15 protein-coding genes are annotated in these 13,785 nt (G+C 66.9%); 12 read left to right on the forward strand and 3 right to left on the reverse strand.

What is annotated here, in order from left to right; translation table 11 throughout:
* Positions 1 to 244: 244 nt before the first annotated feature.
* On the reverse strand, positions 245 to 1,183 hold the full coding sequence (locus QGN32_RS17030) for an HNH endonuclease signature motif containing protein (protein WP_326545488.1): 939 nt from the start codon (positions 1,181 to 1,183) through the stop codon (positions 245 to 247).
* A gap of 172 nt (positions 1,184 to 1,355) precedes the next feature.
* Here QGN32_RS17030 and QGN32_RS17035 point away from each other — a divergent pair, with 172 nt between their 5' ends.
* The 9 genes from QGN32_RS17035 (at position 1,356) to QGN32_RS17075 (ending at position 9,839) form a co-directional block, all read left to right on the forward strand.
* A complete protein-coding gene (locus QGN32_RS17035) occupies positions 1,356 to 2,405 on the forward strand; it encodes a nucleoside triphosphate pyrophosphohydrolase (RefSeq protein ID WP_326545489.1) in 1,050 nt (349 codons plus the stop codon).
* A 110-nt stretch (positions 2,406 to 2,515) separates the two neighbouring features.
* Positions 2,516 to 3,247, forward strand: a complete 732-nt coding sequence (locus tag QGN32_RS17040) for a lytic transglycosylase domain-containing protein (RefSeq protein ID WP_326545490.1) — start codon at positions 2,516 to 2,518, stop codon at positions 3,245 to 3,247.
* A 77-nt stretch (positions 3,248 to 3,324) separates the two neighbouring features.
* Positions 3,325 to 4,614, forward strand: a complete 1,290-nt coding sequence (eno, locus tag QGN32_RS17045) for a phosphopyruvate hydratase (protein ID WP_326545491.1) — start codon at positions 3,325 to 3,327, stop codon at positions 4,612 to 4,614.
* Positions 4,615 to 4,628: 14 nt separating this feature from the next.
* Complete coding sequence (locus QGN32_RS17050) at positions 4,629 to 5,324, forward strand: FtsB family cell division protein (protein ID WP_326545492.1); 696 nt, start codon at positions 4,629 to 4,631, stop codon at positions 5,322 to 5,324.
* Positions 5,317 to 5,814, forward strand: coding sequence for a DUF501 domain-containing protein (locus QGN32_RS17055; protein ID WP_326545493.1), 498 nt, complete (start codon positions 5,317 to 5,319; stop codon positions 5,812 to 5,814). Before QGN32_RS17050 ends, QGN32_RS17055 begins: the two co-directional genes overlap by 8 nt.
* A complete protein-coding gene (locus QGN32_RS17060) occupies positions 5,807 to 6,757 on the forward strand; it encodes a Ppx/GppA phosphatase family protein (RefSeq protein ID WP_326545494.1) in 951 nt (316 codons plus the stop codon). Before QGN32_RS17055 ends, QGN32_RS17060 begins: the two co-directional genes overlap by 8 nt.
* Before the next feature lie 97 nt (positions 6,758 to 6,854).
* Positions 6,855 to 7,880 carry an Acg family FMN-binding oxidoreductase gene (locus tag QGN32_RS17065; protein WP_326545495.1) on the forward strand — a complete coding sequence of 342 codons (1,026 nt, stop codon included), beginning with the start codon at positions 6,855 to 6,857 and terminating at the stop codon, positions 7,878 to 7,880.
* Positions 7,881 to 7,928: 48 nt separating this feature from the next.
* Positions 7,929 to 8,912 carry an Acg family FMN-binding oxidoreductase gene (locus tag QGN32_RS17070; RefSeq protein ID WP_326545496.1) on the forward strand — a complete coding sequence of 328 codons (984 nt, stop codon included), beginning with the start codon at positions 7,929 to 7,931 and terminating at the stop codon, positions 8,910 to 8,912.
* A 36-nt stretch (positions 8,913 to 8,948) separates the two neighbouring features.
* Positions 8,949 to 9,839: a universal stress protein gene (locus QGN32_RS17075; RefSeq protein WP_326545497.1), complete on the forward strand. Its 891-nt coding sequence runs from the start codon at positions 8,949 to 8,951 to the stop codon at positions 9,837 to 9,839.
* A gap of 11 nt (positions 9,840 to 9,850) precedes the next feature.
* On the opposite strand, the gene dosR is transcribed toward QGN32_RS17075, so the two are convergent.
* Positions 9,851 to 10,498, reverse strand: coding sequence for a hypoxia response regulator transcription factor DosR/DevR (gene dosR, locus QGN32_RS17080; RefSeq protein ID WP_326545498.1), 648 nt, complete (start codon positions 10,496 to 10,498; stop codon positions 9,851 to 9,853).
* Positions 10,499 to 10,725: 227 nt separating this feature from the next.
* Between dosR and QGN32_RS17085 the strand changes: the two genes are divergently transcribed.
* From QGN32_RS17085 to QGN32_RS17095, 3 genes are all read left to right on the forward strand, one after another.
* The gene (locus QGN32_RS17085) at positions 10,726 to 11,619 is read left to right on the forward strand and encodes a universal stress protein (protein ID WP_326549120.1); all 894 of its coding nucleotides are present in this window, start codon (positions 10,726 to 10,728) and stop codon (positions 11,617 to 11,619) included.
* 69 nt (positions 11,620 to 11,688) lie between these two features.
* Positions 11,689 to 12,561 carry a universal stress protein gene (locus tag QGN32_RS17090; RefSeq protein ID WP_326545499.1) on the forward strand — a complete coding sequence of 291 codons (873 nt, stop codon included), beginning with the start codon at positions 11,689 to 11,691 and terminating at the stop codon, positions 12,559 to 12,561.
* Positions 12,562 to 12,601: 40 nt separating this feature from the next.
* Positions 12,602 to 13,492 (forward strand): universal stress protein, encoded by an 891-nt coding sequence (locus QGN32_RS17095; protein WP_326545500.1) that lies wholly within the window; start codon positions 12,602 to 12,604, stop codon positions 13,490 to 13,492.
* Between the two features lie 34 nt (positions 13,493 to 13,526).
* On the opposite strand, the gene QGN32_RS17100 is transcribed toward QGN32_RS17095, so the two are convergent.
* Positions 13,527 to 13,784 carry an acyl carrier protein gene (locus tag QGN32_RS17100; RefSeq protein WP_326545501.1) on the reverse strand — a complete coding sequence of 86 codons (258 nt, stop codon included), beginning with the start codon at positions 13,782 to 13,784 and terminating at the stop codon, positions 13,527 to 13,529.
* Position 13,785: the final 1 nt, after the last annotated feature.

Genomic DNA, 13,785 nt, shown 5'->3' on the forward strand with positions numbered 1-13,785 from the left:
ACGCGATGGCCGCTCTGCCTTCGGGCAGGGCGGCCATCCTCGTTCGGGACGAACCGTGACGGCAAGCCGGGGCATTGCCGATTCGCCCGGACGACTTTGACTCAAGTTGATGCGCACTGCCGGCGGGGATCTCGCGAAATTCGGCGCAGGTGCGAGCGTGGTTGCCGGTATCGATTCTCACGACGCGGTCACATCGGCTGGTGTCAACGAGTTCTTCGATGTGCCAACAGATTTGAGTGATGCGCTAGTTGGGTGGTGGTGGTTGTGGTTCGAAGGGGTCGTACCACCGCCAGTCAGCGCGTTCGCCGAGGGGTCCGTGCCGGGGTGCGACGTCCGGTGGGGTTTTGGTCGGTGGACGGGCCAACGATCCGGGGTTGAGCGGTTCGCCGTCGGCGTCGGTGACGCTAAGTTGGTCGGCCGGTCCGGTGATGGTGATCTGGCCGCGGTGATGCAGGCGATGGTGATATGGGCACACCAGCACCAGATTGTCCAGGTCGGTGGGCCCACCGTCCTCCCGGTGCCGAATGTGATGGGCGTGCAGGCCGCGGGTGGCCCCGCAGCCGGGCACATGGCGCTCACGATCATTGTCGTCGGGTCCGTGCTCGCGTTTACGCTCGCTGATCCTCGCCTCATGATGCGACTGCAACGCGGCGTCGAACTTGGCCGCCTCGATACTGGGCAGCGTGATCCGATACGTCGAGAAACCGTCGCCGGTGATTTTGGTCAGCGAACGCTGCGGTGCTGCCGTCGGGGGCTTGGGGCGCGGATCAAGGCTGATCGCTTTGCGCAACTGACTGACCGTGGCCACCCACGCCAACGCCGCGTAATGCTCATCCGATCCCCTACCGGCGTGTTGGGCGATCAACCCGACCTGATCCAGCGACAACCGGCCCTCAGCCATCTCAGCAGTGCAGCGCGGCAACTCCTCGAACCGATCGGCGATCGCGGCCACGGACTTGGCGCTCGCCTCTGCCATGCCCAGCTTCCAGCCCACCGACGCCTTGACCGAGCGCGCCCCGGTCATCCCCCACAAGTTGTCACGATCGAGTTCGGCCGCGATCTGCACAATGCGCCCATCAATGGCGTTGCGCTGCCCCGACAACTCCTCCAATTCCCCAAACAGCGCGTCAAGACGATCACGCGGCATCATCGCCATCACATCAGAAGCGGCGCTCGAGGACATAACCGCATCATCGCAGCCACCTACGACAATTCCGGCCGCCCGGACGTGACACAGACCGGCCGAACGGCAAGCCGGCGCGTTGCCGGTTCTCACCAGCGCGTCGGCCTCTGACAAAGTTGGTATAACCGAGAGATCAGCGGTCTCATCAAAACGCGTGAGGGGGTGTAGCCCGATGACCGTCGTTTTGGTCGACCCCCGCCGCCCGTCCCTTATTCCCGTCGACGCGATCGATCTGCTTGCCGGTGACGTCCAGTACACCGAGGAGATGCCGATCAAGGTGCCGTGGTCGTTGCCCGCGGCGCGGCCCGCCTATGACGGTGACGATGCCCCTGTGCTCCTGTCATCGGACCCGGACCACCCCGCGGTCAAGGCCCGGCTGGCCGCCGGAGACAAGCTGGTCTCCGCGCCCGGATCCGCGCCGGGGGAGCGCCTGGTCGATGCCGTCTCGATGATGGACAAGTTGCGCATCTCCGGGCCGTGGGAAAGCGAGCAGACACACGACTCGCTTCGACGTTATCTGCTCGAGGAGACCTATGAGGTTTTCGACGCGGTGCACAACGGCGACGCCGACGCCCTGCGTGAGGAACTCGGAGATGTGTTGCTGCAGGTGCTCTTTCACGCACGCATAGCCGAAGATGCACCCCAGAATCCCTTCGGCATCGACGACGTCGCGGATTCGCTGGTGCGCAAGCTTGGCAATCGGGTACCCGCGGTGCTCGCCGGTCAGCCGATCTCGCTGGATGAACAACTGGCACAGTGGGAGGAGCGCAAGGCGCTCGAGAAGTCACGCAACTCCACGATGGATGATGTGCCGACGGCTGCGCCCGCTCTGGCATTGGCGCAGAAGGTGATTGAACGAGTCACCGCCGCGGGGCTGCCCGCGGACCTTATCCCGGCGGCCATCACGTCGGTGACCGTGTCGGTAGGCAGCGATGCCGAGAACACGGTGCGGTCGGCTGTGCTGAAGTTCATGGCAACGGTGCGCCAGGCCGAGCGCGCGATCGCCGTCAGTCGCCGCGGTGACGATGTGCCGGAGGAACTCGACGCCACCTCCCTCGGACAGGTGAGTGACAAAGAGTGGCGCGCCCACTGGCCGTACGATGGCGCCGGAACCGATGAGACCGACGACGCCGACGAGACCGATGCTGACACGGATGAGGCCACCGAGGCAGCGGCGGCAGATGAGGCCACTGAGGCCGAAGTTTCGGAATCGGCGCGCTGAGAACTTCTGAAACGGTCATTTTGCGCACCCGAATCGCTTGCACCGCTGAGCCGCCATCTCCCGAACGCGTGGGACCATGGGCAACGACCGAGGTTGGTTGAGGGAGTTTGGTGTCGCCGGTGCGTTGGCTGCGTGCTGTCGCCGTTCTGGGTGCGACGGCGCTGCTCTTGGCTTCTAGCTGCTCGTGGCAGCTGGGCACACCCATCCCTGAGGGCGTGCCACCGCCACCGGGGGACCCGGTGCCCAAGATCGACACCTACGCCAAAGGCCGCCCGGCCGATCAACTCCGCGACTGGGCCGCCGAGCGCGCGCCTGCTCTCGGCATACCCGTCGCTGCTCTCGAGGCGTACGCCTACGCGGCCCGGGTGGCGGAGGTGGAGAACCCCGACTGCAAGTTGGCGTGGACGACGTTGGCGGGCATCGGACAGGTGGAGAGCCATCACGGCACGTACCGCGGCGCGGCGATCGAGGCGAACGGCGACGTGAAGCCACCCATTCGGGGCGTGTGGCTCGACGGCACCGCCGGCAACCTGGAGATTCTCGATGGCGAGGCGATCAGCCACGAGGGGGAGTCCCCGTTCGCCCGTGCGATGGGGCCGATGCAGTTCATTCCAGAGACGTGGCGGCTCTACGGCGTGGACGCCAACAACGACGGTGACATCAGCGTCGACAACATCGACGACGCCGCGCTGTCCGCCGCGGGTTATCTGTGCTGGACCGGCAAGGACCTGGCGACGCCGCGCGGGTGGATGAACGCGTTGCGCGCCTACAACCACTCCGACTTCTACGCGCGGACCGTGCGGGACTGGGCCACCGCCTACGCCAACGGGCACCCCCTCTGAACACGTGGGCCGACCAGCGAGGCTTAGGCTCGTCGGTTGACGCGCCTATCACCACCCCGGGAAACAAGGAGACGCCAGTGCCCACTATCGATCAGGTCGGAGCCCGAGAGATCCTCGACTCCCGCGGAAACCCGACGGTCGAGGTTGAGGTATTGCTCGGAGACGGTTCGTTCGCTCGCGCCGCCGTGCCGTCGGGCGCCTCGACGGGTGAACACGAGGCGGTGGAACTACGCGATGGCGGCTCCCGCTACGGGGGCAAGGGCGTCGAGAAGGCCGTGGAGGCCGTGCTCGACGAGATCGCCCCGGCGATCATCGGCCTGCAGGCCGACGACCAGAGGCTCGTCGACCAGGCACTGCTCGACCTCGACGGCACCCCCGACAAGTCGCGGCTCGGCGCCAACGCGATCCTGGGCGCCTCACTGGCCGTGGCCAAGGCCGCGGCTCACGCGGCCGATCTCGACCTGTTCCGCTACCTCGGCGGCCCGAACGCCCACATCCTGCCGGTGCCGATGATGAACATCCTCAACGGCGGCGCACACGCCGACACCGGTGTAGACGTGCAGGAGTTCATGGTGGCGCCGATCGGGGCGGCGTCGTTCAAGGAGGCGTTGCGGTGGGGCGCCGAGGTGTACCACTCGCTGAAGTCGGTACTGAAGGCGCAGGGGCTGGCGACGGGCCTCGGCGATGAAGGCGGGTTCGCGCCCGACGTGGCGGGCACCAAGGCCGCGCTCGACCTGATCCTGACCGCCATCGAGGCGACGGGGTTCAGGGCCGGCTCGGACGTCGCGCTCGCGCTCGATGTCGCCGCGACCGAGTTCTACTCCGACGGGCAGGGTTACAAGTTCGAGAACGAGCTACGCAGCGCCGACCAGATGAGCCAGTTCTACGCCGGACTGCTCGACGCCTATCCGTTGGTCTCGATCGAGGATCCGCTCTCGGAGGACGACTGGGCCGGGTGGGTCGCGCTGACCTCGGCGATCGGCGAGCGTGTGCAACTCGTCGGCGACGACCTGTTCGTCACCAATCCCGAGCGCCTCGAGGAGGGCATTCAAAAGGGCGCCGCCAACGCGCTTCTGGTGAAGGTCAACCAAATCGGCACGCTGACCGAGACGCTCGACGCGGTGTCCCTCGCCCACAACAGCGGCTATCGCACGATGATGAGCCATCGCAGCGGTGAAACCGAAGACACCACGATCGCCGACCTCTCCGTCGCGGTGGGCAGCGGTCAGATCAAGACGGGCGCGCCCGCGCGCAGCGAACGCGTCGCAAAATACAACCAGTTGCTGCGCATCGAGGAGAACCTCGGCGATGCCGCCCGCTACGCAGGAGACCTCGCGTTCCCGCGGTTTGCAGTGGAAACCAAATAGTCCGGTAGCAGCCCGTGCCCGAAGCGAAGCGGCCCGACCCGAAGCGTCGGTCACCGACCTCCCGACCAGGTAAGTCGGGCAAGACCGGTGGCGCCGGGAAGGGCCGTCCGCGGATGGCGGCACGCCGCGAGCCCCGCGGCACGGAATCGCCGCCCGCGGCCGAGGCGACGACTGGACCCGAGGACACCGGCGTCGTCGTCCGGCGCGCCATCGCCGAATCGGCCGAGCAGCAGTCCGAGCAGCGGTTCGGTTCCGCGGCGCGGCGCGCGGCGATCCTCGCGGTGGTGGTGTGCGTGCTGACGCTGACCATTGCCGGGCCCGTGCGCACCTACTTCGGGCAGCGCACCGAGATGAAACAGCTCAAGGCCACCGAAGAGCAGTTGCGGGCCCAGATCGCCGACCTCGAGCAGCAGAAGGTGAAACTGGCCGACCCGGTGTTCATCGCGGCGCAGGCCCGCGAACGGCTCGGATTCGTGATGCCGGGTGAGATCCCGTACCAGGTGCAACTGCCGCCCGGTGCTGTGGTGCCCGGTACGCCGGACGACGAGCCCACGGCCGTGAACCGTGACCAGCCCTGGTACACGGCGTTATGGCACACGATCGCCGATGAGCCACACGGGATTTCACCCGCCCCGCCACCGGGGGTGCCACCGGCCGCACCCGGCGCGCCCCCATCCCCGCTTCCCGCCCCGCCCGCTCCCGGTGGTTGAGCCCGCAGACCTCGCCGCCATCGAGCGGCAGCTGGGTCGTGAGCCGCGCGGCGTCCTCGAGATCGCCTACCGGTGCCCCAACGGCGAGCCGGGCGTCGTCAAGACCGCGCCGAAACTTCCCGACGGAACGCCATTTCCGACGTTGTACTACCTGACCCATCCGGCGCTGACGGCGGCCGCCAGCAGGCTGGAATCCTCGGGCCTGATGCGGGAGATGACCGAGCGCCTGCACAACGACCCGGAGTTGAGGCGGGCCTACCGGAGGGCGCACGAGTCGTACCTCGCCGAACGCGACGCCATCGAACCGCTGGGTACCACGTTCTCCGGCGGTGGCATGCCGGACCGGGTCAAGTGTCTGCACGTGTTGATCGCCCACTCGCTGGCGAAGGGGCCGGGTACCAACCCGCTCGGCGACGAGGCGCTGGCGGCGCTGGCCGACGATCCGGCGATGGTGGGGATACTCGAACCGGGCAGGTGGAGACATGAGTAGGGTCGGCGCCGTCGATTGCGGTACCAACTCCATCCGGCTGCTGATCGCCGATCGGGTGGAGGAAAGGCTGGTCGACGTGCACCGCGAGATGCGCATCGTCCGGCTGGGCCAAGGTGTCGACGCCACAGGGCAATTCGCGCCCGAGGCACTGGACCGCACCAGCGCGGCGCTGGTCGACTATGCCGACCTGATGCGCCATCACGGGGTGGAGAAGGTGCGGATGGTCGCGACGTCGGCGACCAGGGACGCCGCGAACCGTGAGGTGTTCTTCGCGATGACGGCGCAGGTGCTCGACGCCGTGGTGCCGGGTGCGGTCGCCGAGGTGATCAGCGGCAGCGAGGAGGCCGCGCTGTCGTTTCGCGGTGCCGTCGGCGAGCTCAGTCCGGCCGCAGCGCCTTTCGTAGTCGTCGACCTGGGCGGAGGATCCACCGAGGTGGTGCTCGGCGGCAGCAATGGCGCCGACGTGACCGCCAGTTACTCGGCCGACATCGGTTGCGTCCGGCTCACCGAACGCTGCCTGCACTCGGACCCGCCGACCCCCGCGGAGATCGCCGCCGCGCGAGAGGTGGTCCGTGACGGGCTCGAACAAGCGTTTCGAGTGGTGCCGGTCGAAAAGGCCCGCACCTGGATCGGCGTGGCTGGCACCATGACGACGCTGTCGGCCCTGGCGCACAAGATGCCCGCGTACGACTCGGCTGCCATCCACCTGTCGCGGGTTCCATTCGGCGAACTGCGCGGCGTGTGCGACGGGCTGATCGCCATGCCGCGGGCCCGACGCGCGGGCCTCGGGCCGATGCACGAAGGGCGCGTCGACGTCATCGGCGGCGGCGCGATCATCGTCGAGGAGCTCGCCGAGGCGTTGCGGCGGCGGGCCGGTATCGAGGAGCTGACCGTCAGCGAGCACGACATCCTCGACGGCATCGCGCTCTCGATCGCCGGCTGACCAACGGCCACTTGGCAGCGGCGGCGGGTCAGGAGTAACTGCCGAAAATGACTTCTTGCCCTTTCTGGTTGGGCTCGGGCGGACGCATCCTGTCTGCGTGACCGATTTATTCGACACCACTGAGACGTCGGCGGACGACTTTCCCGACGCCGAGACCATCCGGACGGCGTTGTCATTGGCCACCCGGGCTCCGTCGGTGCACAACTCGCAGCCGTGGCACTGGAAGGTCGGCGAGGAAAGCATTCATCTGTATGCCGACCTCTCGCGACATCTGCCGAGCATCGACGCCGACCAGCGTGATCTGATGGTGAGCTGCGGGATGTCCCTGCATCACGCCGTCGTCGCGTTTGCGGCGCTGGGCTGGCGAACGAAGGTTCATCGATTCCCCAACCCCGCGGACCGCAGCCACTTGGCGTCGCTGGAACTGACCTGCTCGAAGCCCAGCGCCGCCGATATAGCGCTGGCGGCCGCGATCCCGCAGCGCCGGACCGATCGCCGGCAGTTCAACGCCTGGCCGGTGTCGTACGCCGACATTGCGACGATGGGTGCGCGGCTCGCCAGGATGGGTATCGTGATGCGCCACGTCGAGATGTCCATCGATATCAGGACGACTGTCGCGCAGGCTGTTTGGCAACATGCACATGACGAGGCGTACCTGGCCGAACTTGCCCAGTGGAGCGGCAAGCACGCCGCGACGTCGGGGGTGCCCGCGCGCAATATCCCCGAATCGGATCCGACGGCGCCGCTCCCCAGCCGACTGTTCTTCGGCGGTACCCTGCCGAAACCGCAGGACGCCGCTGCCGACGACAAGTACGCCGTCCTGTTGGGGCTGGGTTCTGCCACCGACGACGACCTCGCGCGACTGCGGGCCGGAGAGGCATCGAGCCTGCTTGTGTTGACCGCCACGTTCTTGGGGTTGGCGACCTGCCCAGTCTCCGAACCGCTCGAGATCGACGAAACCCGTCAAGCGATCAGAGACGAGGTGTTCGACGGCCGTGAGCACCCGCAGATGATGTTCCGGGTCGGTTATCCGCCCGTCGGCGCCGATCCGCTGCCCTCGACGCCACGCCGGCCCCTCGACGAGGTCGTCAGCACACTCGACGGCACGTTTGCGCGCCCGTGACAGATGGACCACGATGAAGGATCTTCGACCGTGAGGGTGTGGTGAGCAGTGAACGCACAACATCCGGGCGTCGAAACGATGCGGTCCGCGCTGATGCTGGCCGTGAAGGCGCCCTCGGTGCACAACACGCAGCCATGGCGATGGCGGGTGGGGGAACGCACTGTCCACCTCTACGCCCACCGCCAACTACACCTGGCACACACCGATCCCGACGCCCGAGACTTCATGCTCAGTTGTGGTGCCACATTGAACCACTGCGAGATCGCGTTCGCGGCCCTGGGTTGGCGCGCCGAGACCCATCGGTTCCCGAATCCGGACGATCCGGATCATCTCGCGGCTCTGGAGCTTCACCGCCATGCCGCGACGGAAGCCGAAATCGCCTTGGCCGCCGCCATTCCGCGACGGCGAACCGACCGAAGACGGTACGGCTCCTCGAGGGTGGAGCCGCGTGATCTCGCACTGATCAGGAGCCGAGCCACCAGTCCCGAGGTGACGGTACGGCGGGTTGACGACGTCCCGGCGTTGCGAAAGCTGGTGTCCGAGGCGGCTCGACGCCACGCGGCCGATCACGGCTACACAGCCGAACTGGCCACATGGAGCGGCCGGTACGCAGCAACGTCAGGGGTGCCGGCGCGCAGTACACCGAAATCCGACGGCAGCGTGTCGGCACGCGTCTTCGCTGGTGCGACGCTGTCGCAGCCCTCGGGTTCAGAACACGAGGTCGACAACGCCGTGGTCCTCGCCCTCGGCACTGCGGATGACACCGATCTGTCGCGGTTGCGTGCCGGCGAGGCGTCCAGCCTGACCCTTCTCACAGCGACGACGCTCGGGCTGGCGAGCTGCCCGATGACAGAGCCGTTGGAAGTCGCAGAGACCCGCGACGCGGTGCGAACCCAATTCTTCGACGGCGAGCACTACCCCCAGATGCTCATCCGGATCGGTTGGGCACTCCTGAACGCCGACCCGCTGCCGCCCACTCCTCGACGAACATTGTCCGATGCGGTCACCCGGCTCGACGGATCGCCGCTTTGACGCGGACCTGGCCAGTCCTGGAAAAGGAGCGGTGACATGTCAAGGGCGAGAAAGCACCTGGGGATCCTGGTGGCAACCGACGGCTCTCCGGCGGCGAACCTCGCCGTCGATTGGGCTGCGCGAGAAGCCGTGCTGCACCGGTTACCGCTGAGCATTCTGCACGTCGTCGAGTCGCCCTCGGTGGCGATGTTTCCTCAGGTGCCGATGCCGCTCGAGCTCATCGATCTGCTGAATCAAAAGGGTCAAGACCTTCTCGAAGCGGCGATGAAAACCGCTGAACAAGCCACCGCCGGTGAAGACTTGGCGATAAGGACCGAACTGCTCACCGCCGGCGTGCTGCCGCTCCTGATCGACCTGTCCAAGGACGTGCACATGATCGTGGTCGGCTGCCGCGGTCTGGGCGCGGTCGGGCGCCGCCTGCTCGGATCGATCACGTGGGGACTCCTTCACCACGCCAAGGGGCAGGTCGCAATCATCCATGGGGAGGCGCCGCCGGGAAGCGACCCGGCCTCGACGGCGCCGGTCGTCGTCGGGATCGACGGTTCGCCGGCATCGGAGTCGGCCACGGCCGTCGCCTTCGATGAGGCATCGCGCCGCGGCGTCGAGCTCATCGCCGTCCACGCTTGGAGTGACATGCGCGTCTACGAGCTGCCCGGATGTGAGGTTTCCGCGCTACGGCGCGAAGCCGAGTTAGCGCTCGGCGAGCGCCTCGCCGGGTGGCAGGAACAGTATCCCGAGGTGGTGATCCGGCGCGTGGTCGATATGGATCGGCCCAAGGACCTGCTGCTCGAGCAGTCGAACTCGGCGCAGTTGACGGTGTTGGGCAGCCATGGGCGCGGCGGCTTTGCTCAGATGCTGCTCGGATCGGTCAGTTCGGCGGTCGCCGAGTCCGCCCGCACGCCGGTGCTCGTGGTGCGCCCGTCCTGACGGGCGCGCCGTCAGCTCTCGGGATCCCGGTGAGAGTCCAGCTTGGAGATGAACACCGCGGCCTGAGTGCGCCGCTCCATACCAAGCTTGGCCAACAGCCGCGAGACGTAGTTCTTGACCGTCTTTTCGGCCAGAAACATTCTGGCGGCGATCTGCTTGTTCGTCAGTCCCTCGCCCAGGAGCCCAAGCAACACGCGCTCCTGGTCGCTGAGGTTGGCCAAGGGGTCCGGATGCTCAGTGGCCCCCCGCAACTTGGCCATCAACGCGGCCGCGGCGCGGTTGTCCAGCAGCGACCGGCCGGCGCCCACCTCTTTGATCGCCTGAGCGAGTTCCATCCCCTTGATGTCCTTGACGACATAGCCGCTGGCACCGGCGAGTATCGCGTCCAGCATCGCTTCGTCAGAGGTGAATGACGTCAACATCAGGCACCGCAGGTCGGGCATGCGGGAGAGAAGGTCCCGGCATAACTCGATGCCGTTCCCGTCGGGGAGCCGGACGTCGAGGACCGCGACATCGGGCGCAAGCGCGGGGATGCGCGCCAGCGCTTGGGCGACGGAACCGGCCTCACCGACGACCTCCAACTCCGGGTCGGCGCTGAGGAGGTCGATGAGACCACGTCGAACTACTTCATGATCATCGACGAGGAAGACCTTCACCATTCGGTGTCCTACTCTTAGTGGTCGGCCACGGTGTCGCTAACAATACGGTCTGCGGTAGGCGCACCGGCACCGTGTCCATTGCACGCCTCGCCCGCCGATGAGGGGGCGCGCCCCGACACCGGACCTTCCGGCCCTGTGACGGGTGATCGGCGGGATGAATTGTTTAGGCTGAATCGCTTGCCCAGCACAACAGTTCTTCGCAACGCAATACAATCCAGGGGTACGTGATGCCGCAGGAAAGCAGCCCGATCGTCGTCGGAGTCGACGGCTCAGACGATGCCCTTCGCGCCGGGCGGTGGGCAGCGGCGGTCGCGCAGAAGACGGACTCTCCGCTGCACATCGTCCATACCCGACCGTATTCGGGACACAATCCCTCCGATGCCGTTGCCGCGATACGAGCCGCAGACCTGGCAGCGCTGCAAGCATCGGGGCCGGAGGCCATTCTCGGCGCCGCCGAGGACGCGCTGCGAGCCGACTATCGCGACTTGACCGTCACAACCACGAATGTCCCCGCGCCGGCCGACGAAGCGCTCGTGGAGCTGAGCCGGACGGCGAAGCTGATCGTGCTCGGGTCCGACCGCGTCTCTGTGGGTGCCGCGATTCTCGTCGGCTCGACGACCGTGGCCGTCGCGGCTCGCTCCACGTGTCCGGTGGTGGCATTCCGGGGTGACGTCACGGCCCTGACCGGTCAACCGATCGTTCTCGGTGTCGACGGCGACGAGGGCTCCCGAACCGCCATCGCCACCGCCTTCGGACTCGCCGACCGGTTCGGGGTCGATATCGTCGCCGTGCACGCCTGGTCGACGCGCCGATCGCCCGGGGACGTCACACTGCCGTTCATGGTCGACTGGGTCGCGGTGGAAGAGCAGCAACGTGAGTACCTTTCGGCGGCGATCGCCCCGATGGCGAAGCTTTACCCGCGCGTCGGTGTGACAAGCGTCGTCGAGAGCGGCAAGCCCAGCCATGCGATATTGCGACAGTTGAGCGATGCCCAACTCGTCGTCGTCGGCAGCCGCGGCCGCGGCGTCCTGGCCGGCGCTCTGCTCGGCTCGACAGGGCTCAACCTGCTGCACCATTCGCCGATTCCGACGATGATCTGCCATGCACGTGAGCGGGGATGACGATGCTCATTTACGCTGACAAGTCCGGTATGGCAAGTGCAACAGCGAAACTCGTGGCACGGTGTTGACATGTCTCAGATAGTCGTCGGAGTCGATGGATCGGCTCCGGCCGACGCCGCTCTGCGCTGGGCGGCGCACGATGCCGTCCTGCGTGGTGCTCAGCTCACGATCGTGCATGCCGAGCCGTCCTTGGTGGGGACGTGGCTCGCTGCGCCGGTTCCGCGGGACCTCTTGGAATGGCAGCAGCGAAACGCGCGTGAAATCTTGCGTCGAGCCGAGAGATTGGCCATCGACACCGCCGGTGATGCGTTGAGCATGGTCTCCAGGGAGTCCTCGAGGGCGCCGGTCGCGACACTGGTGGAGATGTCGCGCGAGGCCGAGTTGGTGGTCGTCGGTAGTCAGGGAGCCGGCGGAATCGCCGAGGCGCTGCTGGGCTCGGTCTGTATGGGCGTGCTCCACCACTCCAAATGTCCGGTCGCGGTCATCCACGGTCCCGATCCCGACGTGTCCGGCGCTGTCGAAGATCGCACCGCACCCGTGCTTCTCGGGATGGATGGATCGAAGGACTCCGAGCTCGCCGCAGAGCTGGCGTTCGACGAGGCCGGCCGCCGCGGTGCCGGTCTGGTGGCACTGCATGCCTGGTGGAGTCCGGGATCGTTCGAGTTCGCCGGGTCGGATTGGGACGAGACGCTGCGGCCAAGGGTCGAAAAGGAGTTCGACGAGCACTTCAGTCGATGGCGCGAACGTTACCCGGCGGTCGAAGCGCGGTGTGTAGTTGTGCGCGACCAGCCCGCGCGCGAGATCGTGGAACGATCCCGCGACGCACAACTCGTCGTGGTCGGCAGCCGGGGTTACGGGAAAATCGCCAGCACCCTGCTCGGGTCGGTGAGCGCCGCGGTGGTGCAAGCGATTCGAACACCGGTGATCGTAGCCCGAAGATGACCGTATCTAGACGAATCAGCAACTTGCAGAGGGGATTTCAATGACTGAGGACACTGCACATCGCGGAGTCGTGGTCGGAGCGGACGGATCCGAGTCGGCAACGGCGGCCATCCGATGGGCCGCCCGTGAGGCGAGCATGCGCAACGTTCCGCTCACCTTGGTTCACGTCAACGCCGTGTCCGCGGCGGCGGCGGCTCTGGTCGCGTGGCCCGCCGGGCAGGTCCCGGAGCAAGTCATCGAGCAACAGGAGGACGAGGCGCGGGCCATCCTCGCCGACGCTGTCGGCATAGCGGAGAAAAGCATTGACGACGGGAAGCGGCTGGTGATCACCGGCGAGATGTTCTTGGGCTGGCCCGTGCCTACGCTCGTCAAGCTGTCCGAGGAGGCAGAGTTGGTGGTCGTCGGTTGCCGAGGCCGGACCGCGCTGCGTCGTGCACTGCTGGGATCGGTCAGTTCGGGATTGATTCGTCACGCGCACTGCCCAGTTGCCGTCATTCACGACGACGCTTCCCCCTCGAGCCGGCTGCCGGTGCTGCTCGGCATCGACGGGTCACGGTCGTCGGAGTCGGCAACTGCGATCGCCTTCGACGAGGCTTCCTGGCGCGGTGTCGATCTCGTCGCCCTGCATGTCTGGAGTGACGCCGACATGCCGGCGTTCAGCATGGACTGGGCCGAAGTGCAAGCGGCCGCTCACAGGACGCTGTCCGAGCGCCTGGCCGGCTGGCAGGACCGATATCCGGACGTGAATGTGACCAAGCTGGTGGAGTTCCAGCGACCGGCGCACCAGCTGCTGGAACTCTCGGAGCGGGCGCAGCTGGTCGTCGTCGGAAGTCACGGTCGGGGCGGCTTCGCGGGGATGGTGCTCGGCTCGGTGAGCTCGGTGGTGGCCGAGGCGGCTCGGGTCCCGGTCATCGTCGCCCGCGGAACTTGACTCGGCGGAAAGCCGACCGGGGTCGGGCCAGCCGTTAGGAGGCGGCGGTGCTCCGCGTCTCGATGTAGCGGACGACATCCTCGAGCGTTCGCAGCGACTGGTAGTCGCTCTCCGGGATGTCGACATCGAACCGCTTGTGGATACGCTGCAGGAAGTTCAGCCAATCCATGGAGTCGAGGTCGACCTGGTCGCGCAGTAGCACCGTGTCCTCGATCTCGTCCGCCTCGACCTCCGGTGCGATGGTCGTCAGTTCCGACAGCACTGTCGTACGGACGTCTTCGGTAGCTGGCATG

It is taken from the genome of Mycolicibacterium sp. ND9-15 (assembly GCF_035918395.1).
Taxonomy (GTDB): domain Bacteria; phylum Actinomycetota; class Actinomycetes; order Mycobacteriales; family Mycobacteriaceae; genus Mycobacterium.

Coding starts and splice junctions, on each gene's coding strand:
- QGN32_RS17095 (WP_326545500.1), top strand. CDS start 12,602: ATGACTGAGGACACTGCACATCGCGGAGTCGTGGTCGGAGCGGACGGA.
- QGN32_RS17060 (WP_326545494.1), top strand. CDS start 5,807: ATGAGTAGGGTCGGCGCCGTCGATTGCGGTACCAACTCCATCCGGCTG.
- QGN32_RS17100 (WP_326545501.1), bottom strand. CDS start 13,784: ATGCCAGCTACCGAAGACGTCCGTACGACAGTGCTGTCGGAACTGACG.
- QGN32_RS17075 (WP_326545497.1), top strand. CDS start 8,949: ATGTCAAGGGCGAGAAAGCACCTGGGGATCCTGGTGGCAACCGACGGC.
- QGN32_RS17085 (WP_326549120.1), top strand. CDS start 10,726: ATGCCGCAGGAAAGCAGCCCGATCGTCGTCGGAGTCGACGGCTCAGAC.
- QGN32_RS17030 (WP_326545488.1), bottom strand. CDS start 1,183: ATGTCCTCGAGCGCCGCTTCTGATGTGATGGCGATGATGCCGCGTGAT.
- QGN32_RS17090 (WP_326545499.1), top strand. CDS start 11,689: ATGTCTCAGATAGTCGTCGGAGTCGATGGATCGGCTCCGGCCGACGCC.
- QGN32_RS17035 (WP_326545489.1), top strand. CDS start 1,356: ATGACCGTCGTTTTGGTCGACCCCCGCCGCCCGTCCCTTATTCCCGTC.
- dosR (WP_326545498.1), bottom strand. CDS start 10,498: ATGGTGAAGGTCTTCCTCGTCGATGATCATGAAGTAGTTCGACGTGGT.